Source organism: Candidatus Accumulibacter phosphatis, assembly GCF_000024165.1.
GTDB lineage: Bacteria > Pseudomonadota > Gammaproteobacteria > Burkholderiales > Rhodocyclaceae > Accumulibacter > Accumulibacter phosphatis.
The window spans coordinates 4,352,698-4,377,552 of record NC_013194.1 but is presented as its reverse complement, the minus strand read 5'-3'; the positions used below and the strand labels follow the sequence as shown (position 1 = coordinate 4,377,552).

The following is a 24,855-nucleotide window of genomic DNA, read 5'->3' as shown; positions in this document are numbered from 1 at the left end:
AGCTACCCAGGGAGCCGCGGCTCCCTGTTTTTTTGGGTTGCCGCAACAACTGTTGCTCTTCTGCCACTATCCAAGAATCCGTCTAAATAAACCCACATACGACTCTATTTTTTATGGTTTTTTCCTATAATAGCCTCGAGTACACTGGAAGCTCGAAATGGCTGAGGAAAGCGACCTCGAAAGAACCGAACCGGCGTCGGCAAGACGCCTCGAAAGGGCGCGCGAGGAGGGGCAGGTCCCTCGTTCGCGCGAGGTTGGCGCGTTCCTGATTCTGATCGTTGCGGCGGCGGCGTTCTGGTTCATCGGTCCTTGGATGGTGCAGCGGATGGCCGCGGTTTTCCGGCGAGGTCTGGCTTTCGATCACGGCCTGACGCGTGAGCCGCAGTTGGTGTTGGTTCGCCTGGCCGACCTGTCGGCCGACGCCTTGCTGTCGGTCGCCCCCTTGTTCGTGGCGCTGCTTGTCGCCGCCCTGCTGTCGCCATTTTTTGTCGGCAGCTGGAACTTTTCCGCCAAGGCACTGCAGCCGGACCTGTCTCGCCTGGATCCGCTGAAAGGCTTGTCGCGGCTCGTTTCCTGGAGTGGACTGGCGGAGTTGGTCAAGGCAGTCGCCAAGGCCCTGCTCGTCGGCGGGGTTGCCGTCGGCGTCCTGTGGAGCGAGCGTGGCGATCTGCTCGCCATGTTCGCGCAATCGGGCCAGCTTGGCCTGGTGAGTGCCGGCCACTTGCTCAGTTTCAGCTTTCTGGCCATCGTCTCGGCGATGCTGCTGATCGTTGCCATCGACGTTCCCTTCCAGTTGTGGCAGTACCATGACAAGCTCAAGATGAGTCGCCAGGAAGTCAAGCAGGAAAGCAAGGAACTGGAGGGTAACCCGGAGATCAAGGGTCGCATCCGCCAGTTGCAGCGGGAGGCGGCACGCAAGCGAATGATGGCGGCGGTACCGGCCGCCGACGTGATCGTAACCAATCCGACTCACTATGCGGTGGCCCTGGCCTACAGCAGCGGCATGCGGGCGCCCAAGGTGCTGGCCAAGGGAATGGGCGAGGTGGCCCTCAAGATACGCCAGGTCGGCGCGGAGAACGGGATTCCGATGATCGAAGCGGCGCCGTTGGCGAGAGCCCTGCATCGCCACGTCGAACTCGATCGGGAGATCCCGGCAGGGCTTTACGCGGCTGTCGCCGAAGTGCTGGCGTATGTCTATCAGTTGACCGCCTGGCGCCAGACCGGAGGCAGTCAGCCGCTGCCACCGCAGACCATCGCCGTCCCCGCAGACCTGCTCCCGGAGGCCCTGAATGGCTAGCGCGAGCATGGTCCTCCAGGATGTGTTCGTTCGCTTTGGCCAGCGGCAACTGGCCGGCCCGGTCCTGATCCTGCTGATCCTGGCGATGATGGTCCTGCCGCTGCCGGCGTTTGTCCTGGATCTCTTCTTCACCTTCAATATCGCCATTTCGGTCATCGTCATGCTGGTCGCGATGAGCGTCATCAAGCCGCTCGATTTTTCCGTCTTTCCGACGGTGCTGCTGGTGACGACGCTGCTGCGCCTGTCTCTCAACGTCGCGTCGACGCGCGTCGTCCTGCTCGAGGGACATACGGGTCCCGGTGCCGCCGGCCGCGTCATCGAGGCGTTCGGACACTTCCTGGTGGGCGGCAACTATGCCGTGGGACTGGTAGTGTTCACGATTCTGGTGGTGATCAATTTCGTGGTCATCACCAAGGGCGCCGGACGCGTCGCCGAAGTCGCCGCACGCTTCACGCTCGACGCCATGCCGGGCAAGCAGATGGCCATTGACGCGGACCTCAACGCCGGTCTGATCGGCGAAGACGATGCCCGCAAGCGGCGCGCGACGATTGCCGAGGAGGCGGATTTCTTCGGTTCGATGGACGGCGCATCCAAGTTCGTTCGCGGCGACGCGGTCGCGGGCATCCTGATCATGCTGATCAACGTCATTGGCGGTCTTTTCGTCGGTGTTCTCCAGCACAACCTGGACATCGGCACGGCCGCCAAGACCTATACCCTGCTGACCATTGGCGATGGCCTGGTCGCGCAGATCCCGGCGCTCATCATCTCGATTGCCGCAGGCATGGTGGTGACCCGCGTCGGCGATGCGCAGGACGTCTCGCAGCAGTTCATGGTGCAGCTCTTCAGTGATGCGAAGCTGCTCTATCTGACGGCGGCGATCATCGGTCTCTTGGGCCTGATTCCGGGTATGCCGAATTTCGTCTTTCTGCTCCTGGCCGCTGGTCTGGCGGCGATGGCCTGGAAGATCGAAAAACGCTCGCGGACGAGTGCTGCGCCAGCGCCGGTGGCGGTGGCGCCGGCCGCACCACGGGAAGCGCAGGAGGCCAGTTGGGCGGACGTGACGCCGGTTGACGTCCTCGGGCTGGAAGTGGGCTATCGGCTGATACCCCTGGTCGATAAAGGGCAGGATGGCGAACTGCTGCGTCGCATACGGGGCTTGCGCAAGAAATTCGCCCAGGAGGTGGGCTTCCTGGTGTCGCCGGTGCATATCCGCGACAATCTGGAACTCAAACCAAACGCCTACAAGATTCTCCTCAAAGGTGTCGAAATCGGCGATGGAGAAGCTTTTCCGGGAAGCCTGCTGGCCATCAATCCCGGTCGGGTCGCCGGGCAGGTTCCGGGTACGGCAACCCGGGACCCGGCTTTTGGCCTGCCGGCAGTCTGGATCGAGCCGACACTGCGGGAGCAGGCACAGGCTTATGGTTATACGGTGGTCGATGCGAGTACGGTCACCGCGACGCATCTCAACCACCTCATCCTCTCGCATGCTGCCGAACTTCTGGGGCGGCAGGAAACGCAGGCCTTGCTCGATCACCTGGCCAAGGAGATGCCCAAGCTGGTCGAGGACGTGGTGCCCAAGGCGATGCCGCTTGGCGTACTGCAGAAGGTGCTGCGCAATCTGCTCGAGGAGAGTGTGCCGATTCGCGACATGCGGACCATCATCGAAGCGCTGGCTGACAGCGCACCACGTTCACAGGATCCGGAGGTGCTGACGGCACAGGTGCGCATAGCGCTTGGTCGTTCGATCGTCCAGGATCTCTATCCAGGTGGCGCGGAAATGCAGGTGATGTCTCTGGATCCGCAGCTCGAACGCGTCCTCGTGCAGGCGGTGGCCGGAGGCGGCGATGGCGCGGGCATCGAGCCGGGGCTCGCCGACACGCTGCTGCGCGAAGCGGTTGCCGCGGCACAGCGCCAGGAGAGCGTCGGCCTGCCATCCGTCCTCCTGGTCCCGGCCAGTCTGCGGACGCTGTTGTCCCGCTTCCTGCGGCGCAGCATCAACCAATTGAAGGTCATCGCGCACAGCGAAGTGCCTGAAAACAGAATCATCAAGGTCACCTCGATCATCGGAGGCAGGGTATGAACGTCAGGAAATTCATCGCCGCAACGACGCGCGACGCGTTGCGAAAGGTCAAGGAAACTCTCGGACCGGACGCGATCATTCTGTCCAACCGCGCCATCCCGGGGGGCGTCGAGATCATGGCGGTCGCCGCCCGCGACATGGAGATGATAGTGCCCATCCCGGAGCCTGAGGCGGCACCGCGGGGTAACGAGAGCCCATCTGCAGTGTCCGTCGAGGCGAAGCCGGTGCGTGTGGCGCCGCCGCAGTCACCACAGCGGGCTGCCGCGCAAACGGCCGGGCAGCAGGCTGCCCAGCAGCCGTCCCGGCCGCTGCCGCCGCCAGCCGCGCGACCGCTGCCGCCACTCGTGGCGCGACCGCTACCACCACTCGATGCGTCACGGGCAGCCCGCGCGAGTGCTGCCAAGCCAGAGGCGGAAGTGGTTCCGGTGGCGGTGATCGACGAGATTCGCCAACTGCGCCGGATCGTCGAGCAGCAGCTCGCCGGCTTCGCCTGGGGGGAGTCCGCGCGTGCCGAGCCGGTCAAGACGGAGATGTTGCGGCAGATGCTCGACGCCGGTTTCTCGCCGCGATTCGCGCGCGAGTTGCTGGCTGACCTGCCGCACGATCTCGATGCCGGGCAGGCCCTGGGCTGGGTCAAGGGTGGGGCGGACCGTTCCCTGCTGACCATCAACAGCGAAACCGACATTGTCGACCGGGGCGGCGTGTATGCGCTGGTTGGGCCGACCGGTGTTGGCAAGACGACCACCACGGCGAAACTGGCCGCCCGCTGTGTGCTGCGCCACGGCGCCAGAAAACTGGCGCTGGTGACGACTGATGGTTACCGGATTGGAGCGCACGAACAGTTGCGCATCTATGGACGGATCCTTGGTGTCTCGGTGCACCTGGCCAGGGATGCCGAAGATCTGCGCACGACACTGACCGATCTCCAGCACAAGCACATGGTGCTGATCGACACGATGGGCATGAGCCAGCGCGATCGCCTGGTCAGCGAACAGGTGGCGATGTTCGGCGATAGCAAGGTCAAGTCGCTATTGCTTCTCTCGGCGACGAGCGGCGGCGATACGCTCGATGATGTCGTCCGTGCCTACAGCGGCCTGCATCTCGCTGGTTGCATTCTGACCAAGGTCGACGAAGCCGCCGGCCTTGCCGCATCGCTGGACGTGATCATCCGCCAGCGGCTGCGCCTGTTCTATGTTTCGAACGGGCAGCGGGTGCCGGAGGATCTGCATCTGCCCAATCGCACCTATCTGCTGCATCGCGCGTTCAAGGATCTGCCGGAGACTTCGCCGCATCGTCTGGATGGCGTCGAGCCAGGATTGCTGATGGCCACCTCGGCTGCCGGCATGCGCTCGGCGGGAGGCCAATGTGGCTGACTTTCGCGGAGACCAGGCGGCCGGGTTGCGCCGCCTTTTCGGCTGTCCGAGAGTACCTATCGTGACCTTTGCCGCGGGCAGTATCGGCGTCGGCAAGAGCGTGACGGTGGCCAACCTGGCCGCGGCGCTGGCTGCTCAGGGTCGGGAAGTCCTGGTGCTCGATGAGAACGCCGATGACAACATCGCCGCCTGCTTTGGCGTTGTCGCTTGCGGTGATTTGCAGGAGGTGATTGACCGCGAGCGATCGCTGGCGGAAGTGATCGTCTCGCTGGCGCCACGGATCAGTCTCTTGCCGGCGGTGCGCGCTGTCAGGCAACTCGCCCGGTTGGACGCCAGCCAGCAGCGGATCCTGCTCGACTGTCTCAGCGACATCGGGCGGCCGGCCGATGTCGTCCTGGTCGACGCGTCGCCTGATCATCCACTGGGTTTCTCGCCGCTCGGTCTTGCCACACACGAGACCGTTGTCGTCGTCGAACCCAACGTTGCGGCAATCACCGAAGCCTACGCGCTCATCAAGAAGGTCAGCCTGGGCTATTCGCGCAGACACTTCCGCCTCCTGGTGAACAAGGCCCGGGCCAGCGTCGAGGCGAAGGCGATACATGACAACATGGCACAGGTGGCCCGCAGCCGCGGCCTTGCCCGTCTGGACTACGCGGGCTGCGTGCCGATCGACGAGCATCTGCGCCATGCCTCAAGGCTGTGCCAGCCGGTTGCCGGGTTGTTTCCGGATTCGCCGGCAGCGCAGGCCTATCAGGCGCTAGCCACCGATCTGCTGGGCTGGCCAACGGCCGACGACGATGTCGGTGGGCTCGAACATTTCATGCAACAACTGCTACACTTGAGCCAACACATAGATCCGACCGCTATCTACGCCTGATAGCCACACCCATACGAATGTATAACGCTGCTGGTCAGCTCAACAGGGATCAGCTGGTCCAGCACTTCGTTCCGCTGGTCAAGCGCATCGCCTGCCATCTGATGGCTCGCCTGCCGGCCAGCGTCCAGGTTGACGACCTGATTCAGAATGGAATGCTCGGGCTGCTTGACGCCATCAGCCGCTTCGAGGCGACGATGGGCGCGCAGTTCGAAGCCTATGCGGCGCAAAGAGTGCGCGGTGCGATGCTTGACGGCCTGCGTGAGAACGACTGGTTGCCGCGCAGCCTGCGGAGCGATTGTCGGCGAATCGAGGTTGCCATTGCCCGACTCGAACAGGAACATGGCCGTGCGCCAACCGAGAAGGAGCTCGCGGATTCGCTGGGGATGGCGCTTGCCGACTATCAGAAGATGCTGCAGGATGCGCGGGGTCATCAACTCGTCTATCTCGAAGACATGGTTGCCGAGCGCGGCGAGGATTTCCTCGAGCGGCATCTCGTCGACGCCGATGCCGATCCTTCCAAACTGCTCGAGGAGGAGACCTTCCGCCGCTTGTTGGTGCAGGCGATCGATGGCCTGCCGGAGCGTGAGAGGTTGCTGATGGCGCTCTATTACGAGCAGGACCTCAACATGCGCGAGATCGGCGAGGTGATGGGGGTCACGGAATCACGCGTCTGCCAGTTGCACAGTCAGGTCGTGCTGCGGCTGCGGGCCCGCTTGTTTGGCGCTGATCAAGAGAAGAAGGCGAAACGCGAGACCCATGGATAGGATCAGCGTGCTTGGGCTGCTCATCGGCTTTCTGGCCATCGTTGGTGGCCAGCTCCTCGAGGGCGGCCATGTCGGATCACTGTCGCAGCCGACGGCGTTGCTGATCGTCGTTGGCGGTACCCTTGGCGCAGTCATGTTGCAGAGCCCGTATGCCACTTTCGTGCGCGGCATGCGGATGGTGAAGTGGGTCTGGTATCCCCCGGTCGTCAATCACCTGCAGCTGATTCAGCAGGTTTCCAGCTGGAGTCAGGTGTCGCGCCGCGAGGGCCTGCTGGCCCTCGACGCGATCGTCAACGAGCTGAAGGACGAGTTCATCCGCAAGGGCCTGCAACTGCTGGTGGATGGGGCTGAGCCGGAAAGGCTGCGGGAGGTTCTCGAGGTCGAGATCAGCACCTTCGAAGAGGAAATGAAGCTGTCGGCAAGAATCTGGGAAGCCGCAGGGGGATATTCGCCGACCATCGGCATTCTCGGCGCCGTCATGGGATTGATCCACGTGATGGAGAACCTCTCCGATCCGTCGAAACTCGGTGCCGGCATCGCGGTCGCGTTTGTGGCGACGATCTATGGCGTGGGCTTGGCCAATCTGGTCTATCTGCCGATGGCCAACAAGCTGAAGACGCACATCAATCGCCTCGTCGTGCAGCGCGAGATGATTGTCGACGGGCTGGTGGGTATCGCCAACGGCGACAACCCACGGATCATCGAGAGTCGTCTCCGGGGTTATATCTTCTAATCGATGGCACGTCGAAAGCGCGCAGAGGAGCATGACAACCACGAGCGCTGGCTCGTCTCGTATGCGGATTTCATCACCCTTCTGTTTGCCTTCTTCGTTGTGATGTACGCGCTTTCTTCTGTCAATGAGGGCAAGTACCGGATTCTCAGCAGTTCCATGGTCAGCGCCTTCCGCAACGTTCCGGTCAACAGCTCCGGGCAAACCCCGATGGTCGTGCCGACGCCCGCTTCGGTGACCAAGGCGAGTCTGGCGAGCAAGGCGCAGGAAGCAGTCAAGCAGAAGCAGCGCGAGAAGATGCGCAATGTCGCCAAGGAGATTCTTGAAGTCATGGCGCCGCTCATCGAGCAGGGGAAGGTGCGTGTGCTCGAAACCAGTCGCGGCGTCACCATCGAGATCAACGACAGCATCCTGTTCTCGCCGGGGCAGGCCGTGCTTCAGCCACAGCTCATCAAGGCCATGCAGTCGGTGGCGGAGGTGCTCGTCGCCGCAGACTTCCCGATCACCATTGAGGGACATACGGACAACGTCCCGATCAAGAATACGCAATTCCCTTCGAACTGGGAACTCTCGGCAGTGCGCGCGACCACGGTACTGCGCCTCTTTGCGGATGCGGGGATTGCTGCTGGACGCCTGACGGCGATCGGCTACGCCGACACCCGGCCGGTGGAGCCCAATCTGCTGGCTGACGGGCGGGCACGCAACCGGCGGGTCAGCATTCTGATCGACTCGGCTATTCCGGAGAAGGGCACCGAGGTCAATCTCCAGGGTCAGGCCGGCGTGCCCGGCGAAGCGCGCGCTGCAGGCGGGGAGGCAGCTGCAGCTTCTCCGCGGTAGACTGGGCTACGCGCTGTCGCTGATGCGGCGACCGCTAGCTGGGGTGTTTTGCCCGTCCGGGCCGTAAAGAGTGAGCGAGGCGTTGCTGCCGAGCAGTGCTTCCAGCGCCTGCGCGTTGTGCTGCATGCGGATCTGGATGAGTTCGCCATTTGCACGATTGACCTCGTGTGCTTGGCCGGCAAGCGACATCAGCAAGTTCCAGGCATCCCGGGCCCGGGTTTCCGAGGGGTGAACTGCCAACCAGGCGTCGATTCCGCGTCGATCCGCTGGCAAGCCGGCGGCGGCGAGCGCCTCGGTGCGCCCACTGCCGAGCGCCGTGATCTGTGCAGCGAGCTCGTTTTTCTGGCGTGCAAGGTCAATGAGTTCATCGACCTCGCCCTTGACCAGCAGGTCCTGTTCGAGTTCGAGGAGAGCGAGAAAACGCTGTACCGCAGTGACTTCGGCTTCGACTGCGTGCACCAACTCGAGGGTTGCTGCGGCCATCCGGCTTCCGGGAATCAGGCTTGCCGCTGAGAATCGACGAGTTCGCTGGCCGAACTGATCAGGCGGTCAGCGATTGCCTCGGGATTGATCGTGAAGCGACCTTCGGCGATCGCCTGCTTGATTTCCGAAACGCGGGCAGCGTCGAAAGACGCGACATCCCCGCTGCCCTGCAATTGCGCGGCAAGCTCACTCAGATGAACCTCTGCGGCAGCGCCAGCCGCCGGTTTGGCGACGGTCGTGCGTGGGCGCGCCTCACCGATCGTGCTGGCAGTGCTGGTTGTGCTTTCGATCTTCACGGTTGTGCCCCTTCAACGTTTGTACTCAATCTCTGTATCGGCATGCAGCAGAGGAACTTTAGCATTTTTTTGCCGCCCGACGGAATGCGCGTCAGTACGTCACCTCAACGATGCCCAGGCCCCGCGCGACACCGCTGACGACCTGTCCGGAAGCCGTGCGAACTTGTGCCACCTGGCCCTCGGAGGCGTTGTTCAAGGCCTTGCCCTCGTTGCTGACGGTGAAGCCGGTACCTGTCGACACCAGTTTGACGCTTTGCCCTTGCTGAACGGACCACGGAGCGATCAGCAGATCGCCCCGCAATGGCTGGCCTGCGGCGACGCTGCTCCGCACTGTCTTGCCTCTCGCCTGTGCCGGGTCGGTCAGGACGCCCGCCGGCAGGGCCCCGAGGTCTCCGCCCTGCATGAGCACGTCGCTGTCGGCGACGATCTGGCCGGCGGTGAGTTGGCGTGCGGTGAGCAGGTAGGTTCCGGCGACCCTGACCTGTACGGGCACATACACGGTCCACGGAGTCGGGCCCAGGCAGCGGATGCCGACGGTCGTCTTTCCCCACAGCCGGCTGCCGACAGGCAGGAACGGCTCGAAGGCGCTGCACGGTCCGCGTTTGGCGAACTGGTCGAGCGGGCCGACGCTGTAACTTACCTTGCCCGGCAAGCCCTGGGTCTGGCTGGTCAGGTACTGATCCAAAGCCACGGCCAGGGATGGTTCGGCAACAGCGCTGTGGGTGACGGCTGCCAGCAGCGCACAGAGCAGGTGCGGGAGTTTGCTCAGGGGGCTGATCCGGTTTCGAGTACTCATCCTCGCATTCTGCCTGATTGCGGTCCCATCGCGAAGACTGCCGGCCCGCTTCGCTCGTTGCAGGCAGCGGCCAGACCGGGGACCTTGGTCGGGCGACGAGCTGGACTGTCGGCCGCCCGGCAAGATTTGCCGGCAATCCGGCAAGTGACGGCCCTGCGCGCTGGCGATTTGCGACCGAAGGCTTGCCGGAAGCTGTTTTCTGGGTGTGGCACGCCAATTGCTTCGGTATCGCACATCCGAACTGCAGGTGAGGTCCCCATGGTCAGCATGCTTGACAGCGCGTTGTCGTTCCAGCAACAGGCGTTGACGCTTCGTGCCCATCGCCAGCAGGTGTTGGCGGCGAACATTGCCAACGCCGATACGCCGAATTACCGGGCGCGGGATTTCGATTTCGCAGCGGCGCTGCAGAATGCGGTCAGCGGCCGGAGTCAGGGCCAATGCGGGCTGACACTTGCCACCACCGCCGCAGGCCATCTGCCGGGTGACGCAGAGTTGGGGCAGATAGCCCTGAAGTATCGTCAGCCTGCGCAAGCCAGTGCCGATGGCAACAGCGTCGAGATGGACGTCGAACGCGCACAGTTCGCTGAGAATGCGTTCTTCTACGAGACGGGAACGACGTTTCTCACCGCGCAGATCCGAACGATGCTGACGGCACTGCAGGGGCAATAGCGGTGAGCATTCTCAACGCCTTTCAGGTCGCCGGCAGCGCTCTGACCGCGCAGTCGCTGCGCCTCAACGCGGTGGCCAGCAATCTTGCGAACGCCGACAGCGTGGTCGGTTCAGACGGCAAGCCGTATCGCGCCAAGCAGGTGGTGTTTGTCGCCACCCCGATGGGCAGTCCTGCCGCAGAAGGCGTACGGGTCAAGCAGGTCGTTGAGGACAGTAGTCCGGGGCGGCGGGTGTATGACCCGCGCAACCCGGCGGCCGACGACCGAGGGTACGTGACGATGCCCAACGTCAATGTGGTGGACGAGATGACCAACATGATCTCGGCCTCTCGTTCGTACCAGACCAACGTCGAAGTGATGAACACCGCCAAGCAACTGCTGCTCAAGACGCTGACGCTTGGCCAGTAGGCATACTCAAGGAGCGACTCATGGCAACCGTAGGAGCAACCTCTTCAGCCAGCGACGTTTTCGCCTTGCTCAACAGCAAATCTGGCGCGAGCGACGCGATGTCGACCAGTGAGGAAGTGCAGAACCGCTTCCTCAAGCTACTGGTGACACAGCTCAAGAATCAGGATCCACTCAACCCGCTGGATAACGCCGCAGTCACCAGCCAGATCTCGCAGATCAGTACCGTGACCGGAATCGAGAAACTGAACACGACGCTCGAGACTTTGCTCAACACCTTCAACGACGGGCAGTCGATGCAGGCGGCGGGGCTGCTCGGCAAGAGCGTCCTCGTGGCAGGTTCGCAGCTCGCTTTGACTGGCGGCAGGGCGAGCGGCGGTGTGAATCTCGGCGGGCCCGCCGACAGTGTCAAGCTGTCGATCATGGATGCGGCGGGCAGGGTAGTGCAGAGTCAGGAACTGGGCGGGCATGAGGCGGGCAACTTCAGTTTCGTCTGGGATGGCAAGAGCGATTCCGGCGCGGCGGTGCCTGACGGCAAGTACAGTTTCGTGGTCAACGCCGTGCGCGGTGGTGACAAGGTGCCGGCCGAGACACTTCAGGTTGGCACGGTTTCTGCTTTGGTAAGAGACAAGAATCAGTTCCAGCTTGACCTCGGTGTGCTGGGTAGAGTGGATTTCGACAAGGTGCAGCAGATTCTCTAGGGATAGGGGCAGGCATGAGTTTCCAACAGGGTTTGAGCGGCCTCAGCGCCGCGGCGACGGCGCTGAACGTGATCGGCAACAATGTGGCCAACGCCAGCACGGTCGGTTTCAAGGGCGCGAACGCGCATTTTGCGGATGTCTTCGCGTCTTCGCTGGGTATCGTCGGTGCCTCCCAGGTCGGGATCGGCGTGGGCGTTTCGTCGATCCAGCAGCAGTTCACCCAGGGTAACCTGACGACAACCAACAATGGCCTCGATCTGGCACTCAACGGCGGCGGTTTCTTTCGCATGAGCGACGATGGGGCCATCACGTATACCCGCAACGGTCAGTTTCACATTGACAAAGAGGGGTACGTGATCAACGACCTCAACCTTCGCCTGACTGGATACCCAGCCGATGCGCTGGGAGCCATCTCACCTTCCAGTCCCGTGGAACTGCAACTGTCTGCCAATCAGATTCCCCCGCGGGCGACGAGCGATCCGCTGTCGGGAAACCTCACGGCGGTGCTCAATCTCGACTCTCGGGACAAGGTTCCGCCGATTACGCCGTTCAACTTCGCCAATCCTGACACGTACAATTTCTCCACCGCCACCTCGGTGTACGACACGCTGGGCGTTGCCCACAACCTGACGACTTTCTACATCCTCAATGCGCCTACCGACCCGCCGGGTGGGGAATGGACGGTCTGGGCAACACTTGATGGAGCGGATCCCCAGGTACTGCCTGGCGGGAATCTGATCTTCGATACCTCGGGTGCACTGACGGCGGCGTCAGCCAAGCAGACGCTACCAACCTGGGCCCTGACCAGTGGGGCGGTGACGCCGTGGTCGCCAGGGCTTCTCGACTATACGGGAACAACACAGTACGGCAGCGAGTCGAGCGTCGACCGCCTGACGCAGGGAGGTTACAGCGCGGGCAGCCTCACGGGAATGGGTGTCGGCAGCGACGGTATCATTCAGGGGCGTTACAGCAATGGCCAGACGCGCAACCTCGGGCAGGTGGTTCTCGCCACGTTTGCCGATCCGAATGGCCTGAAGAATCTCGGCAACAATCAGTGGAGTTCGTCGTCGGCATCGGGTCCTGAACTGGTCGCCGCGCCGGGGTCAGGAAGCCGGGGTGTCATCCAGTCCTCCGCGATTGAGGATTCGAACGTCGACCTGACCAAGGAACTCGTCGACATGATTACCGCTCAGCGCAATTATCAGGCCAACGCCCAGACGATCAAGACCCAGGATCAGGTCTTGCAGACCCTGGTCAACCTGCGCTAGTTGGTGTGGCCGATTGAGAGGCGCCTGGAGGCCGTATGGATCGCCTGATCTACACTGCCATGAGCGGCGCCAAACAGGGCCTGCTCCTGCAGGCCGGCGTGGCGCAGAACCTGGCCAATGCCACGACCGTCGGTTACCGCGCGATGGAAAACAGGTTTCGCGCCGTGCCGATCCTCGGCTCCGGGCTGGCGACACGAGCCTTTGCCGTCGACGCGTCGGTGGCCAACGTCTTTCAGGAGGGCGCGCTGACGAGCACGGGCAGACCGCTCGACGTGGCGGTCCGCGGACAGGGCTGGATCGCCGTGCAGGGGCCGGACGGTCGCGAGGCGTACACACGTGCCGGCAACCTCAAGGCCGATGCGAATGGTGTGCTGCAGACCAGTTCCGGCCTTGACGTGCTGGGTGAGGGTGGGCCAATTGCGCTGCCGCCCGACAACAATATCGCGATCGCTGCAGATGGGACGGTCTCGGCGATTCCGCGCCTCGGGGCGGGAGCAATCAACAACGTCAATGTCGTCGGCAGGATCAAGCTGGTCAATCCGCCGGAAAGCGATCTGGTACGTGGGGACGACGGACTGTTCCGCACCCGAGACGGTGTGCCGGCCGTCGCCGACGAGACCGTCACGCTGGCTCCGGAAGCCCTCGAGGGGAGCAACGTCAATTCGGTGGACGCGATGGTCCGCATGATCAGTCTGGCGCGCCAGTTCGAAATGCAGATCAAGATGCTGCAGACGGCCGATGGTAACGCACGCGCAGCTACCCAACTGTTGACGATGAACCGCTGATGGAGACGATAACCGCATGATCCGCTCGCTATGGACGGCCAGTACCGGTCTCACCGCGCAACAGGTGCAGATTGACATCATTGCCAATAATCTGGCCAACGTCAGCACCAACGGCTTCAAGCAGGCGCGCGGCATCTTCGCCGATCTCCTCTATCAGACCTTGCGCCAGCCGGGAGCCCAGTCGTCGCAGACGACGCAGATCCCGGATGGTCTGCAGATCGGCCTCGGGGTGACGCCGGTGTCTACGGGGCGCATCTTCACGCAGGGCTCGCTGCAGCAGACTGGCAACGCTCTCGACATGGCCATCGACGGTGCGGGTTTCTTTCAGGTGCTGCTGCCGGACGGGACGACCGCCTATACGCGCGATGGGTCATTCCAGAAGGACAACCAGGGGCAGATCGTCACCGCCAATGGCTATCCCCTGCAGCCGGCGATCACCATTCCTGCGCAAGCTTTGACGGTGACCGTGGCAACCGATGGCGTCGTCAGCATCACACTGCCGACGACGACGGCACCGGTACAGATCGGGACCATACAGGTGGCCACCTTCGTCAACAACGGTGGGCTGCAGAGCGTCGGCGAGAACCTCTATCTGGAGACCGCGTCAAGTGGCACGGCGACCCCGAACACCCCCGGAACGAATGGTTCCGGCGTCGTCGTGCAGAACTACGTCGAGGCCTCCAACGTCAATGTGGCGCAGGAGTTGGTGCTGATGATCCAGACGCAGCGTGCCTACGAGCTCAACGCCAAGGTGGTCAGCACCTCGGACCAGATGCTGGCGCGTCTGACCCAACTATAAGGGGCCGATGATGCGTCGCCGTTCAATCCTCGGCAAGCTGCTGCTGCCTGCACTGCTCCTCTTGGCGGCATGTACGACCGTGCCACCCACCAACGTGCATCAGCCGATGACCGCGCGGCCCCAGTACCGGCCCGAGACACTGGCCGCCAGTCTCGCCGCGACCGGCAGCATCTACCAGGCTGGCGCCTCGCGGACCCTCTTCGAAGACCGACGGGCGCGTTACGTGGGCGATACGATCACGGTGACGATTACCGAGAACACCTCGGCGGCGACCAAGTCCAACACCGCCGTCAGCAAGACCGGCAGCATCAGTGCCGCGGCCGGACCGATCGTTGGTTTCCCCGGCAAGTCGTTCCAGGGTGGAGAACTGAAGGCCAACAGCAGCAACGTCGCCAGTGGCAAGGGCGATGCGGCCGCCAATAATGTGTTTACCGGCACGATCACGGTGACCGTGATCGAGGTGCTGCCCAACGGCAATCTGCTCGTTTCCGGCGAGAAACAAGTGGCGATTGGTCACGGGCAGGAATACATCCGCTTGTCGGGCGTTGTCAATCCCTACTTTGTCAACGCTGCCAACACGGTGGCCTCGTCGCAGATCGCGGATGCCCGTATCGAGTACAAGGAAAGCGGTACCATCAGCGAAGCGCAGGTGATGGGCTGGCTGGCGCGCTTCTTCCTTACCTTCCTGCCTTTTTGAGGAGAACGGCACGTGCCACAGATCATCAACGGTCAGGCTGTCGCGGGACTTCGGCGAGCGGCCGGGCGTCCCGGTCTGATCCTCGCCCTGATCCTCGCCCTGATGAGCGCTTCGGCGTGGGCCGAACGGATCAAGGATCTGGCTTCCGTGCAGGGGGTCCGCAACAACCAGCTGGTCGGCTATGGCCTCGTCTTTGGTCTCGATGGTACCGGCGACCAGACGACCCAGACGCCGTTTACCCAGCAGAGCATCATCAACATGCTGGCCCAGCTTGGCACGACGCTGGCGACGACCCAGTCCCTGCAGCTCAAGAACGTGGCGGCGGTGATGGTGACGGCCAGCCTGCCGCCCTTCGCCAGAATCGGGCAGCAGATCGACGTCACCGTCTCGTCGATGGGCAACGCGAAGAGTCTGCGCGGCGGCACACTGGTGATGACACCGCTGAAAGGCGCCGACGGCCAGATCTACGCGCAGGCGCAGGGCAGCCTGCTGGTTGGCGGCGCTGGTGCTTCTGGAGCGGGCAGCAAGGTCGCGATCAATCATCTTTCCGCAGGCCGCGTGATCGGAGGTGCCACTGTAGAGCGCGAAGTGCCGACCGCGCTGGGTCAGGGTCCCTTCATCCACTACGAGATGGCGACAACCGACTTCGGTACGACCCAGCGGGTAGTCGACGTGATCAACCGCGAGATGGGTCCGGGAACGGCACAGGCCGTCGACGGGCGGGTGGTTCGAGTTGTCGCGCCTGAGGAGAACGATCGCCGCGTCGCCTTCCTGGGGCGGCTCGAAAACCTGGACGTGCTCCCGGCCAAGTCCGTCGCCAAGGTGATCATCAATCCGCGTACGGGTTCGGTGGTCATGAACCAGACGGTGACGATCGAGTCCTGTGCAGTTGCACATGGCAATCTGTCGGTGGTGGTCAACACCGAGCAGAAGGTGAGCCAACCGAATCCGCTGGCTGGCGGACAGACGGTGACCACGACGCAGAGCGAGATCGACATCAAGCAGGGGGGTGGATCGCTACTCCAGTTGAAGGCCGGGGTCAAGCTCTCCGACGTGGTCAAGGCCATCAATGCATTGGGTGCCGGACCGCAGGATTTGCTCTCCATCCTGCAATCGATGAAGGCCGCCGGCGCTCTGCGCGCAGACCTCGAGATCATCTGAGCCAGCGGCCCCCAACAGCGCGAGGCAGCCCATGAAATCCACCGACGCCGTCAACAATCGCCTGGTTCTCGATCCGGCCGCCGCCGCGGATCTGCGCGTCAAGCTTCGACAAGATCCACAAGCCGGCCTCAAGCAGGCGGCGCAGCAGTTCGAAGGCATGCTGCTGCACTTGATGCTGAAGAGCATGCGAGACGCAACGCCGAGCGATGGTCTCCTGGACAGTCAGGAGAGCCGTTTCTTCACCACCATAGGCGATCAGCAACTGGCGCAGAATCTCGCCGTGCAGGCCCCGCTGGGCTTTGCCAAGCTGATCGAGAAGCAGATGGCGGCACAGATCAGCCCTGGTAGCGAACTCGCCGGGAATGCGTCACTGGACAGCTTGCGGCAGTCGCTGCTGACGCGTTACGCGGCGCCTGCCGTCTCCGGTCCGGCGCGACCCGGCGGTCAGCGCGTGCTTGCCGAGCCGGCGGTGAACCAGGCGGCACCAACGGGCGGGGCCGCGAACACGGCCGCCCCCTTGCCCGGCGCGCGGGCCTTCGTCGACCGTGTCTGGCCGCACGCCGTCGAGGCGGCAGCGATGACCGGTGTGCCGCCACATTTCCTGGTCGCCCACTCGGCCCTCGAGAGTGGCTGGGGAAAACGGGAGATCAGGACGGCTGATGGTTCGCCCAGCTACAATCTGTTTGGCATCAAGGCCGGGCGTGGCTGGTCGGGACCGACTGCCGAGGTGCAGACTACCGAGTTCGTCAATGGAGTGGCGCAAAGCGAACGCGCGAAATTCCGTGTCTATGGCTCCTACGCCGAGGCGTTTCGCGACTATGCGACGCTTCTCAGCAGCAAACCACGTTTCTCCGGCGTCATCGGCCAGCAGGATGGCCTGCAATTCGCGCGCTCGCTGCAGCAGGCAGGCTACGCCACTGACCCGATGTACGCCGACAAGCTGGTTCGCATCATTGGCGGACCAACGCTGCGGCAGGCGCTGGCCGTGGTTTGATGCGCGCCCGCCGCAGCGACTAAAGATCTGCGCCGAGCGACCGTTTACCGATTAATCGCAAAGGATCTCAGCCATGGGCACAGGAATGATCGGTAGCAGTCTCACTGGCATCAACGCTGCTCAGCTCGGCCTGCAAACCACCGAGCACAATATCGCCAACGCCAGTACCCCCGGGTTTTCTCGCCAGCGGACCGTGCAGGCGAGCAACCCCGGGGTGCAGTCGGGTGCCGGCTTCATTGGGCAGGGCACCCATGTGGCGACGATCGAACGAATGTACAGCCGCTTTCTCAGCGACCAGGTCAACCGCTCGCAAGCGAGCGCGAGCGAACTTGCCAGCTACTCGGCGCAAATCGCGCAAATCGACAACATGCTGGCTGACACGAGTACCGGCCTGTCACCGGCCTTGCAGGGTTTCTTCAAGGGCGTGCAGCAGGTGGCGGCCAATCCCACAGACCTGCCGAGCCGGCAGGCGATGATCTCCAGCGCGCAGGCGCTGAGCGGCCGCTACCAGGCGCTTGGCGTTCAACTGGCGCAGATGTACGACGGCGTCGACGCCGAAGTCGCCGCGAGCGTCACGGCGATCAACTCGTACGCCGAGCAGATAGCCTCGCTGAACGAGAGGATCGGGGTTGCCGCGGCGTCGACCGGGCAACCGCCGAACGATCTGCTGGATACTCGCGATCGCCTGGTACTCGATCTCAACAAGTTGGTGAAGGCGACGACGACGGTCAGCAGCGATGGCAACCTCAATGTCTTCATTGGCAGCGGCCAGCAACTGGTCGTCGGCTCCCAGTTCACCGCGTTGACGACCACACCATCGGCCAGTGACCGGTCCCGACTGGTGGTGGCGCTGAAAACCGCGATCGGCGTTCAGGAGATGCCCGAGCGTCTGATCAACGGCGGCAGTCTGGGCGGTCTGCTGGCGTTTCGCAGGGAATCGCTGGACAAGGTGAGCAACGAACTGGGGCGGAACGCGGCGTCCCTGGCCTTGACCTTCAACGCGCAGAGCGCTCTCGGTCAGGATCTCCTCGGTCAATCACAGCTGTCGTCTTCGCCAAGCAGCTTCACGCCGGCCTTTTTTTCGCTTCCCGCGCCGACAGTATTTGCGAATGCCACCAATCCGGCGGGCAGTCCGACGCTTACTGCTGCCTTCGTCGACCCGCCGCCTTACAGCGGCAACTTCTACACCGATCTCGGCAGCAGCGACTATCGCCTGAGCGGTGATGCCGCCGGCGTCACGCTGACCCGCCTGTCCGACAACAAGGTGTGGGCGGGGGCAGACCTGGCGGCGATCAATGCCGCCCTGGTGACCGACCCGCAGGGCTTCACACTGACAGCCTCGCTGGGTGACCTGACGGGCTCGAGCTACCTCATCCAGCCCACCCGTAACGCTGCGCTCAACATTTCGGTGAATCCGGCGGTGGTCGCCGACGCACGTCTGATTGCGGCCGGCGGGCCCGTCCGCACGTCCGTGGGAAAGGGAAACAGTGGCGCGGCGGTGATTTCGGCAGGCAGTGTCGGCCCCGGCTATCCTGGCGCCGTGCCGCTTGCCACGGGGCCGATCACGCTGCGCTTCCAGGACGGCAAGCTGCTCGACTTTCCGGCAGGTGCGCAGGTCTCCATCAATGGCGGCGTTCCCGCGGCCGTTCCGGTGGCTGGTCTGGACTACCGGAGCGGCGACAGCATCACGCTGGTCGACCCGGCGGTGGTGAGCACCCCTCCCGCTGGGTTCAGTTTCACGATCAGCGGTCTGCCCAACAATGGCGACACCTTCGTGATCTCGCGCAACACCGGTGGCACGGCGGACTCGCGCAATGCGCTGGCCCTCGGTCAGTTGCAGGTGCAGAACACGATGTCGGGCAAGACAGCGACTTACCAGGATGCCTACGCGCAGTTGGTCAGCCAGACCGGCAGCAAGACGCGCCAGATCCAGGTCAGTGGCGAGGCGCAACAGGCGCTGCTTGAACAGGCCCAAGCGAGCCGGGACTCGCTCTCGGCGGTCAATCTCGACGAGGAAGCGGCCAATCTGATTCGCTATCAGCAGGCCTATCAAGCGTCGGCCAAGGCTCTGCAGATTGGCGCCAATCTGTTCGAAACCATCCTGCAGCTCGGTTCCTGAGGAGCAAGCCATGCGTATCAGCACGAATCAAATCTACAGCGCTGGCGTGCGCAGCATTCAGCGGAACCAGGAGCAACTCGCCAAGCTGCAGAACCAGATTTCGAGTGACCGCCGGATGCTGACTCCAGCGGATGATCCCGTGGCTTCTGCGCGGGCGCTGACCATAACGCAGGCCAAGGGGCTGACCGCCCAGTACGTGGAGAATCAGCGTGACGCGAGCGATCGCCTCGGTCTGGTGGACAGCCAGCTCACCTCCTTGACGGACCTGCTGCAGAGCGCACGCAGCCGGGTCGTTCAGGCGAGCAATACGATCCTCGGCGATAGCGATCGCCAGGCAATTGCTGCCGAACTCGCGGCACGCTTTGACGAGATGCTGGGTATCGCCAATAGTCGGAATGCTCAAGGCGATTACCTGTTCGCCGGCTACCAGAGCGAGACGACGCCGTTTGCGCGCAGCGCCGCCGTGTCGCCGGCGTCGTCTTCGATCAGCTATTTCGGTGACGACGGCCAGCAACTCCTGCAGGTGGCTACGTCTCAGCAGATGGCGACGAGCGTCGCTGGTAGCGAGCTGTTCATGAACGTTCCGGAAGGCAACGGTACCTTCGCGATGACGGCCGGCCGCACCGTCACGGGTTCTCCCAACCTAGGCTCGGGGCTGATGGACTCGGGCTCAGTGCTCGACCAGGCGATGTGGCGGAACGCCTTGAACACCTTTCCCTGGCAGGGCACCGAGAGTCGTGGGCTGCAGATTCAGTTTTCGTCGGTCGCGGGCGTCAGCCAGTACCAGCTGTTCGATACCTCGACCCCGGCGCCCCCGGCAGCCGCCTTGCCTCCCATAGCCGTTAGTGACCCGCAACCCTTCACTCCCGGTATGGCCGTGCGCCTGGCCACGACGGCTCCGCCGGCGGCGGTGGCGACCGATTTTGGCGCTCAGGTCGTCATCAGCGGTTCGCCCGCCGATGACGATGCCTTCACGATCAAGCCCAGTATCAACAAGAGCGTCTTTCAGACCATGCAGGAGATCATCGATCTGCTGCAGGCGCCGCTGGCTTCGAGCACGGCGAGGACGGCCTTCTCCGGAGACCTAGCGGCGCACTTGACCAATCTCGACCAGGCGCTTGGCAATGTGAGCCGCGTGCAGTCCAGCGTCGGCGCCCGCCTGCAGGAACTGGAAGCACTGAGCAGCAACGCGTCGGCCGTGGACATTCAATACCAGCAGACGCTGTCGGATCTCCAGGACCTCGACTATGCGCAGGCGATCTCGGACTTCACCCGCCAGCAGGTCGCGCTTGAAGCGGCGCAGAAGTCGTTTGTCGCGATCAGCGGCCTGAGTCTGTTCAAGTACATCTGATCCACGGGAGGGAATGGCATGCGCGTCCTGGCGGCTTCTTGGGCTGCACTCTTGCTGGCCGCCTGTGGCACGATCGACTGGAACCCGCCGCCGCGTGTCGACACCAGCCGGCCTGACTACGCGTATGCCCAGTCGCCAAGTCCAACCGTCAGTGTGGAGCCAGCCAAGGCCGTCGCCCTCGTCGGCGCGGTGGGCTACGCGGTCAACCAGTATTCGGGGGGGGCCAACCTGGGGCTGGCCGCTGCCGCCGTGGTCGCCGCCTATGTGATCTACGATCCGCTGGCGCCCAACTGGACCATTGAGGAAAGGATCGTCGACGGCACGACCTACATGCTCTCGATGCGTGCAAAGAGCTTTCGCATCGGCGGCGATGGCGAGTCGGGGTTGATCCTGCGGCGGCGAGCGCTGCAGCTGCAGCGCGAACGCGGGTTTCCGGGCTTCCGGATTCTCGACTACGCAGAGGGGATCGAATCGAGCACGCCGTTTACCCATCGTTACGCCGAAGGAACGATCCAGCTCGTCCGCGCGGATCCCGGCAGGACGCCCTAAGGGGTGACGACCGCAAAATGGCCGAGCATTGACTGCAGCCCATTCTCGAACAGCTCCTGCAGGGGCGTTCCCATATACGACAGGCCGAAGAGCAGCGCGGCAAAGCCGAGGGCGATGGTCAGCGGAAAACCGATGGCCATCAGGTTGAGTTGTGGCGCCGCGCGGCTCAGGATAGCCAGCGCAAGGTTGCTGATCATCAAGGCGACGATGATCGGCAGGACGAGGAAGAGTCCTGCCGAAAAGACGATCGCCGCGGAGTTGGCCAGACTCGACCAGGTGGTGGCGCCCAGCCTTGGTCCGCCGATGGGGATCACAGAAAAGCTGTGTGTCAGGGTGGCGATCACCATCAGGTGGCCGTTGATGGCCATGAACACGAGCAGGGCCAGCAGACCCATGAATTCCGAAACGACGGCTGTCTGACCGGCGGTTTGCGGGTCATAGGCGCTGGCGAAGCCGAGACCCATCTCCAGGCTGACGATGTTGCCGGCCATGTCCACCGCACTGAAGACGAGACGCATGGCGAAGCCCATGGCCGTGCCGATGATCAGTTCCTGCGCGAGGATCAGCATGCCTGCGCCCGACGCCGGGTCGAGCGCAGGCATAAGCGGCAGTACGGGGGCAATCCCAATGGTGATGGCCAGGCCGAGCGCCAGGCGGACGCGCGCTGGCAGGGCTGGGTTGTTGAATGGCGGCGCGGCGGCGAGCAGGGCGAGGACGCGTGCCAGAGGGAAGAAAAAGGCCACTACCCAGGCGTTGATCTCGGCCGTGGTCAGGCTGATCATTCGCCAGTCAGCCGATGAGCAGCGGAATGCTCTCGAACAGCCGGCGAACGTACTCGACCATCAGCTGCAGCATCCACGGGCCGGCGAGCAGAAGGATCAGGAACATTCCGACCAGTTTGGGAACGAACGCAAGCGTCTGCTCGTTGATCTGTGTTGCCGCCTGGAAGACGCTCACGATGAGGCCGATGACCAGGGCGGCCAGCAGCAACGGCGCTGACAGCAGGAGGGTCATCTCGACCGCTTGCCGTCCAATATCCATGACCAGTTCAGGCGTCATGAGCCGAAACTCGCGACCAGCGACCCGAGCAGCAGATGCCAGCCGTCGACGAGGACGAACAGCATCAGCTTGAACGGCAGCGCCACCATTACCGGCGACATCATCATCATGCCCATCGACATCAGCACGCTGGCCACCACCATGTCGACGATCAGGAAAGGAATGAAGATGATGAAGCCGATCTGAAAGGCCGTCTTCAACTCGCTGGTCACAAATGCCGGGATCAGTAGACGCATCGGAATGTCGTCGGTCGACTGAAAGCGGGGGGCGTTGGTCATGCGGGCAAACAGGGCGATGTCGGCCTCACGCGTCTGCTTGAGCATGAACTTGCGCAGCGGCACGGCGCCGCGTTCAATGGCCTGGAGGTAAGTGATCCGGTTCTCCGACAGCGGCAGGTAGGCCTCCGTGTACACGGTGTCGAGCACCGGCGACATGATGAAGAAGGTCAGGAACAGCGACAGGCCAAGCAGCACCTGATTGGGCGGCGAGGTTTGCGTACCCAGCGCGTGGCGCAGCAAGGAGAGCACGATGATGATGCGCGTGAAGCTGGTCATCATCAACAGCGCCGCGGGGATGAAGGTGAGTGCCGTCAGTGTCAGCAGCGTCTGGATCGACAGCGTGTAGGTCTGGCTGCCACCGACACCCGGCGTGCTGGTCACCATCGGCAGCCCGCCAGCCTGTGCCCAGGCAGCCAGCGGCGACAGCAGTCCGAGCAGGAACAGCCAGCCGAAGGACCTAGCCGCCTTCACTCTTGCGCTCGACAATCTGCTTCAGCCACTGCGCGAAAAGTCTGTCACCCTCGCCGGTGGCTTTGAGTTCGCCCTTCGGCAGCGTATGCAGGGTACGGATCTGGCCGGGAACAAGTCCGACGATCAGCCAGGTGTCGCCCACTTCGACGAGAACTATGCGCTCGCGCGCCCCGAGCATCAGGCCGCCGACTACCCGCAGAGGTCCGTGGCTGCCAAAGCCCCGGCCGCCATTGAGCTTGCGCAGAAGGTAAGCAGCCAGAAAGAGGACGCCGATGACCACGGCCAGGCCGAGTACTGTTTGCAGCATGGTCGTTGCCGAAACGCCGGGCAATTCGGCGGCGGTCGTTTGGGCCACGGCGCGGCCCGAAAGAAGGGCGACGAGGATCTGCACGCCGAGCGTACCCGTGGAGCTGATTGATTTGAGGTGTCGAATCAAGATCGTCCGCCAACCGTTGGTACCGCTCGCTATCTTAAACCGAAAACCGCGGCTGAACGCTGCTTTCGCTGCGCAATGGCCGCTCACCACCCGGTCACGGGCCGACCCTCGGCCGGATCGCCGGACGGGGCGTCAGAGAAGCTCAGTGTCCGATCTTGCGGGCCCGTTCGGCCGGGGTAACGATGTCGGTCAGACGGATGCCGAACTTGTCGTTGACGACCACGACCTCGCCTTGCGCGATCAAGGTGCCATTGACGAACACGTTCAGTGGTTCGCCTGCCATCGCGTCAAGCTCGACGACCGAGCCATGGGCGAGCTGCAGGAGGTTCTTGATCGTTATCCGCGTGCGCCCGAGTTCGACCGCGAGCTGGACGGGAATGTCCAGGATCATGTCGAGTTCGTTCATCAGCGAGCCGCTGTTTCCCTGTTCGCCGAAGCTGGGGAAGATGTTGGCTGGCTGCGCGTTGGCTGCCGGTGCGGCGTCAGCCAGAGCCTGCTCGGCCATCGCCGCGGCCCAGTCGTCTTCGGCCGCACCGTCGTCTGCGGCAGGACTTCCGTAATCGTCTGGTTGTTTAGCCATTGCTTTCTCCCTGAGGAGTCTCCTGGTTCTCGATGGTCATGAAGTGATCGATCTTGATCGCGTACTGCCCGCCCTGCTGCCCGTAACGGCATTCCATCAGGGGCACATCGTCGACCTGGGCGATCACTTTCTCGGGAATGTCGATGGGAACGATGTCGCCGACCTTCATTTCGAGAATCTGACGAAGGCTGACGGTCGCTGTCGCGAGTCTCGCCGTGATCTCGACTTCAGCGTTCGTCAACTGTTTGCGCAGCATGATGACCCAGCGCCGGTCGGTCGACAGCTGGTCACTCTGCATCGTGCTGAATAGCAGGTCACGGATTGGTTCGATCATCGAGTACGGAAAGCAGATGTGCAGATCGGCAGTCGAGCCGCCGAACTCGATCGAGAAGGTCGTCGCGACGACGATCTCAGAGGGGGTCGCGATATTGGCAAACTGCGAGTTCATTTCGGAGCGCACGTACTCGAAGGTCAGGTCGTACACCGGCTTCCACGAGCGCGAGTATTCGGTGAACACCACCCCCAGCAACCCCTTGATGATGCGCTGTTCCGTAGCCGTGAAATCGCGACCCTCGACGCGCGTGTGGAAGCGGCCATCACCGCCAAACATGTTGTCGACGACGAGAAAGACCAGGCTCGGATCAAAGACGAACAGGGCCGTGCCGCGCAGCGGCTTGGCGTTGATGAGGTTGAGGTTGGTCGGTACCACGAGGTTGCGGGTAAACTCACTGTATTTCTGGACCCGGATCGAGCCCACCGAGATCTCGGTACTGCGATGCATGTAGTTGAACAGGCCGATGCGTAGGTAGCGGGCGAAGCGCTCATTGACGAGCTCGAGCGTCGGCATGCGCCCGCGGACGATCCGTTCCTGGGTTCCCAAGTCATACGGGCGCGGGCCATCGTCACCCTCGTCGGCCGCCTCGGGCTCGCTCGCCTCGCCGCTGACGCCCTTGAGCAGGGCGTCGACTTCATCCTGAGAGAGGAAATCGGCGCTCATCGAC

At 63.2% G+C, this 24,855-nt stretch carries 28 protein-coding genes; 19 read left to right on the top strand and 9 right to left on the bottom strand.

The features are described 5' to 3' along the window. The first annotated feature begins 157 nt into the window (after window positions 1-157). The 7 genes from flhB (at window position 158) to motD (ending at window position 7,958) form a co-directional block, all read left to right on the top strand. Window positions 158-1,297 carry a flagellar biosynthesis protein FlhB gene (gene flhB, locus CAP2UW1_RS19035; protein WP_015768250.1) on the top strand — a complete coding sequence of 380 codons (1,140 nt, stop codon included), beginning with the start codon at window positions 158-160 and terminating at the stop codon, window positions 1,295-1,297. Further along, window positions 1,290-3,377, top strand: a complete 2,088-nt coding sequence (flhA, locus tag CAP2UW1_RS19030) for a flagellar biosynthesis protein FlhA (protein ID WP_015768249.1) — start codon at window positions 1,290-1,292, stop codon at window positions 3,375-3,377. Before flhB ends, flhA begins: the two co-directional genes overlap by 8 nt. Next, window positions 3,374-4,750: a flagellar biosynthesis protein FlhF gene (gene flhF, locus CAP2UW1_RS19025; RefSeq protein ID WP_015768248.1), complete on the top strand. Its 1,377-nt coding sequence runs from the start codon at window positions 3,374-3,376 to the stop codon at window positions 4,748-4,750. The genes flhA and flhF overlap by 4 nt, the downstream gene beginning before the upstream one ends. Window positions 4,751-4,811: 61 nt before the next feature. Continuing rightward, on the top strand, window positions 4,812-5,627 hold the full coding sequence (locus CAP2UW1_RS19020; RefSeq protein WP_291912828.1) for a MinD/ParA family ATP-binding protein: 816 nt from the start codon (window positions 4,812-4,814) through the stop codon (window positions 5,625-5,627). A gap of 17 nt (window positions 5,628-5,644) precedes the next feature. Then, window positions 5,645-6,391 carry an RNA polymerase sigma factor FliA gene (locus tag CAP2UW1_RS19015; RefSeq protein WP_015768246.1) on the top strand — a complete coding sequence of 249 codons (747 nt, stop codon included), beginning with the start codon at window positions 5,645-5,647 and terminating at the stop codon, window positions 6,389-6,391. Continuing rightward, window positions 6,384-7,124: a flagellar motor protein gene (locus tag CAP2UW1_RS19010; protein WP_041567924.1), complete on the top strand. Its 741-nt coding sequence runs from the start codon at window positions 6,384-6,386 to the stop codon at window positions 7,122-7,124. The genes CAP2UW1_RS19015 and CAP2UW1_RS19010 overlap by 8 nt, the downstream gene beginning before the upstream one ends. Before the next feature lie 3 nt (window positions 7,125-7,127). After that, window positions 7,128-7,958 (top strand): flagellar motor protein MotD, encoded by an 831-nt coding sequence (motD, locus tag CAP2UW1_RS19005; RefSeq protein WP_015768244.1) that lies wholly within the window; start codon window positions 7,128-7,130, stop codon window positions 7,956-7,958. Between the two features lie 6 nt (window positions 7,959-7,964). Here the strand turns inward: motD and CAP2UW1_RS19000 are convergent, their stop codons facing one another. The 3 genes from CAP2UW1_RS19000 to flgA all read right to left on the bottom strand — a co-directional run bounded on the left by CAP2UW1_RS19000 (window position 7,965) and on the right by flgA (window position 9,533). After that, the gene (locus CAP2UW1_RS19000; RefSeq protein ID WP_015768243.1) at window positions 7,965-8,441 is read right to left on the bottom strand and encodes a flagella synthesis protein FlgN; all 477 of its coding nucleotides are present in this window, start codon (window positions 8,439-8,441) and stop codon (window positions 7,965-7,967) included. A 14-nt stretch (window positions 8,442-8,455) separates the two neighbouring features. Beyond that, window positions 8,456-8,737 (bottom strand): flagellar biosynthesis anti-sigma factor FlgM, encoded by a 282-nt coding sequence (gene flgM / locus CAP2UW1_RS18995; protein WP_015768242.1) that lies wholly within the window; start codon window positions 8,735-8,737, stop codon window positions 8,456-8,458. 91 nt (window positions 8,738-8,828) lie between these two features. Further along, window positions 8,829-9,533 (bottom strand): flagellar basal body P-ring formation chaperone FlgA, encoded by a 705-nt coding sequence (gene flgA, locus CAP2UW1_RS18990; protein WP_015768241.1) that lies wholly within the window; start codon window positions 9,531-9,533, stop codon window positions 8,829-8,831. Window positions 9,534-9,791: 258 nt separating this feature from the next. Here flgA and flgB point away from each other — a divergent pair, with 258 nt between their 5' ends. The 12 genes from flgB to CAP2UW1_RS24130 all read left to right on the top strand — a co-directional run bounded on the left by flgB (window position 9,792) and on the right by CAP2UW1_RS24130 (window position 21,030). Then, entirely contained in the window at window positions 9,792-10,202 is a 411-nt protein-coding gene (gene flgB / locus CAP2UW1_RS18985) for a flagellar basal body rod protein FlgB (RefSeq protein WP_015768240.1), read from the top strand. Between the two features lie 2 nt (window positions 10,203-10,204). Then, window positions 10,205-10,609: a flagellar basal body rod protein FlgC gene (flgC, locus tag CAP2UW1_RS18980; protein ID WP_015768239.1), complete on the top strand. Its 405-nt coding sequence runs from the start codon at window positions 10,205-10,207 to the stop codon at window positions 10,607-10,609. 20 nt (window positions 10,610-10,629) lie between these two features. Further along, window positions 10,630-11,307 carry a flagellar hook assembly protein FlgD gene (locus CAP2UW1_RS18975; protein ID WP_015768238.1) on the top strand — a complete coding sequence of 226 codons (678 nt, stop codon included), beginning with the start codon at window positions 10,630-10,632 and terminating at the stop codon, window positions 11,305-11,307. A 14-nt stretch (window positions 11,308-11,321) separates the two neighbouring features. Continuing rightward, complete coding sequence (flgE, locus tag CAP2UW1_RS18970; RefSeq protein WP_015768237.1) at window positions 11,322-12,575, top strand: flagellar hook protein FlgE; 1,254 nt, start codon at window positions 11,322-11,324, stop codon at window positions 12,573-12,575. Between the two features lie 35 nt (window positions 12,576-12,610). Continuing rightward, complete coding sequence (locus CAP2UW1_RS18965; protein ID WP_015768236.1) at window positions 12,611-13,360, top strand: flagellar basal body rod protein FlgF; 750 nt, start codon at window positions 12,611-12,613, stop codon at window positions 13,358-13,360. A 16-nt stretch (window positions 13,361-13,376) separates the two neighbouring features. Next, window positions 13,377-14,159 carry a flagellar basal-body rod protein FlgG gene (gene flgG / locus CAP2UW1_RS18960; RefSeq protein ID WP_015768235.1) on the top strand — a complete coding sequence of 261 codons (783 nt, stop codon included), beginning with the start codon at window positions 13,377-13,379 and terminating at the stop codon, window positions 14,157-14,159. Window positions 14,160-14,166: 7 nt separating this feature from the next. After that, the gene (locus CAP2UW1_RS18955; protein WP_015768234.1) at window positions 14,167-14,856 is read left to right on the top strand and encodes a flagellar basal body L-ring protein FlgH; all 690 of its coding nucleotides are present in this window, start codon (window positions 14,167-14,169) and stop codon (window positions 14,854-14,856) included. 102 nt (window positions 14,857-14,958) lie between these two features. After that, window positions 14,959-16,017, top strand: coding sequence for a flagellar basal body P-ring protein FlgI (locus CAP2UW1_RS18950; RefSeq protein ID WP_041568724.1), 1,059 nt, complete (start codon window positions 14,959-14,961; stop codon window positions 16,015-16,017). Between the two features lie 31 nt (window positions 16,018-16,048). Next, window positions 16,049-17,011: a flagellar assembly peptidoglycan hydrolase FlgJ gene (gene flgJ, locus CAP2UW1_RS18945; protein ID WP_015768232.1), complete on the top strand. Its 963-nt coding sequence runs from the start codon at window positions 16,049-16,051 to the stop codon at window positions 17,009-17,011. A 73-nt stretch (window positions 17,012-17,084) separates the two neighbouring features. Continuing rightward, on the top strand, window positions 17,085-19,130 hold the full coding sequence (gene flgK / locus CAP2UW1_RS18940) for a flagellar hook-associated protein FlgK (RefSeq protein ID WP_015768231.1): 2,046 nt from the start codon (window positions 17,085-17,087) through the stop codon (window positions 19,128-19,130). Between the two features lie 10 nt (window positions 19,131-19,140). Further along, complete coding sequence (gene flgL, locus CAP2UW1_RS18935; protein ID WP_015768230.1) at window positions 19,141-20,481, top strand: flagellar hook-associated protein FlgL; 1,341 nt, start codon at window positions 19,141-19,143, stop codon at window positions 20,479-20,481. Window positions 20,482-20,499: 18 nt separating this feature from the next. Continuing rightward, on the top strand, window positions 20,500-21,030 hold the full coding sequence (locus CAP2UW1_RS24130; protein ID WP_015768229.1) for a hypothetical protein: 531 nt from the start codon (window positions 20,500-20,502) through the stop codon (window positions 21,028-21,030). Here CAP2UW1_RS24130 and fliR read toward each other — a convergent pair. The 6 genes from fliR to fliM all read right to left on the bottom strand — a co-directional run bounded on the left by fliR (window position 21,027) and on the right by fliM (window position 24,851). Continuing rightward, window positions 21,027-21,812 carry a flagellar biosynthetic protein FliR gene (gene fliR / locus CAP2UW1_RS18925; RefSeq protein WP_015768228.1) on the bottom strand — a complete coding sequence of 262 codons (786 nt, stop codon included), beginning with the start codon at window positions 21,810-21,812 and terminating at the stop codon, window positions 21,027-21,029. The genes CAP2UW1_RS24130 and fliR overlap by 4 nt on opposite strands. Before the next feature lie 7 nt (window positions 21,813-21,819). Then, window positions 21,820-22,089 carry a flagellar biosynthesis protein FliQ gene (gene fliQ / locus CAP2UW1_RS18920; protein WP_015768227.1) on the bottom strand — a complete coding sequence of 90 codons (270 nt, stop codon included), beginning with the start codon at window positions 22,087-22,089 and terminating at the stop codon, window positions 21,820-21,822. Beyond that, entirely contained in the window at window positions 22,086-22,838 is a 753-nt protein-coding gene (gene fliP, locus CAP2UW1_RS18915) for a flagellar type III secretion system pore protein FliP (RefSeq protein WP_015768226.1), read from the bottom strand. The genes fliQ and fliP overlap by 4 nt, the downstream gene beginning before the upstream one ends. Then, window positions 22,825-23,274, bottom strand: coding sequence for a flagellar biosynthetic protein FliO (gene fliO / locus CAP2UW1_RS18910; RefSeq protein WP_015768225.1), 450 nt, complete (start codon window positions 23,272-23,274; stop codon window positions 22,825-22,827). The genes fliP and fliO overlap by 14 nt, the downstream gene beginning before the upstream one ends. Window positions 23,275-23,416: 142 nt before the next feature. After that, window positions 23,417-23,854 (bottom strand): flagellar motor switch protein FliN, encoded by a 438-nt coding sequence (gene fliN / locus CAP2UW1_RS18905; RefSeq protein WP_015768224.1) that lies wholly within the window; start codon window positions 23,852-23,854, stop codon window positions 23,417-23,419. After that, a complete protein-coding gene (gene fliM / locus CAP2UW1_RS18900; RefSeq protein WP_015768223.1) occupies window positions 23,847-24,851 on the bottom strand; it encodes a flagellar motor switch protein FliM in 1,005 nt (334 codons plus the stop codon). The genes fliN and fliM overlap by 8 nt, the downstream gene beginning before the upstream one ends. Window positions 24,852-24,855 lie beyond the last annotated feature (4 nt).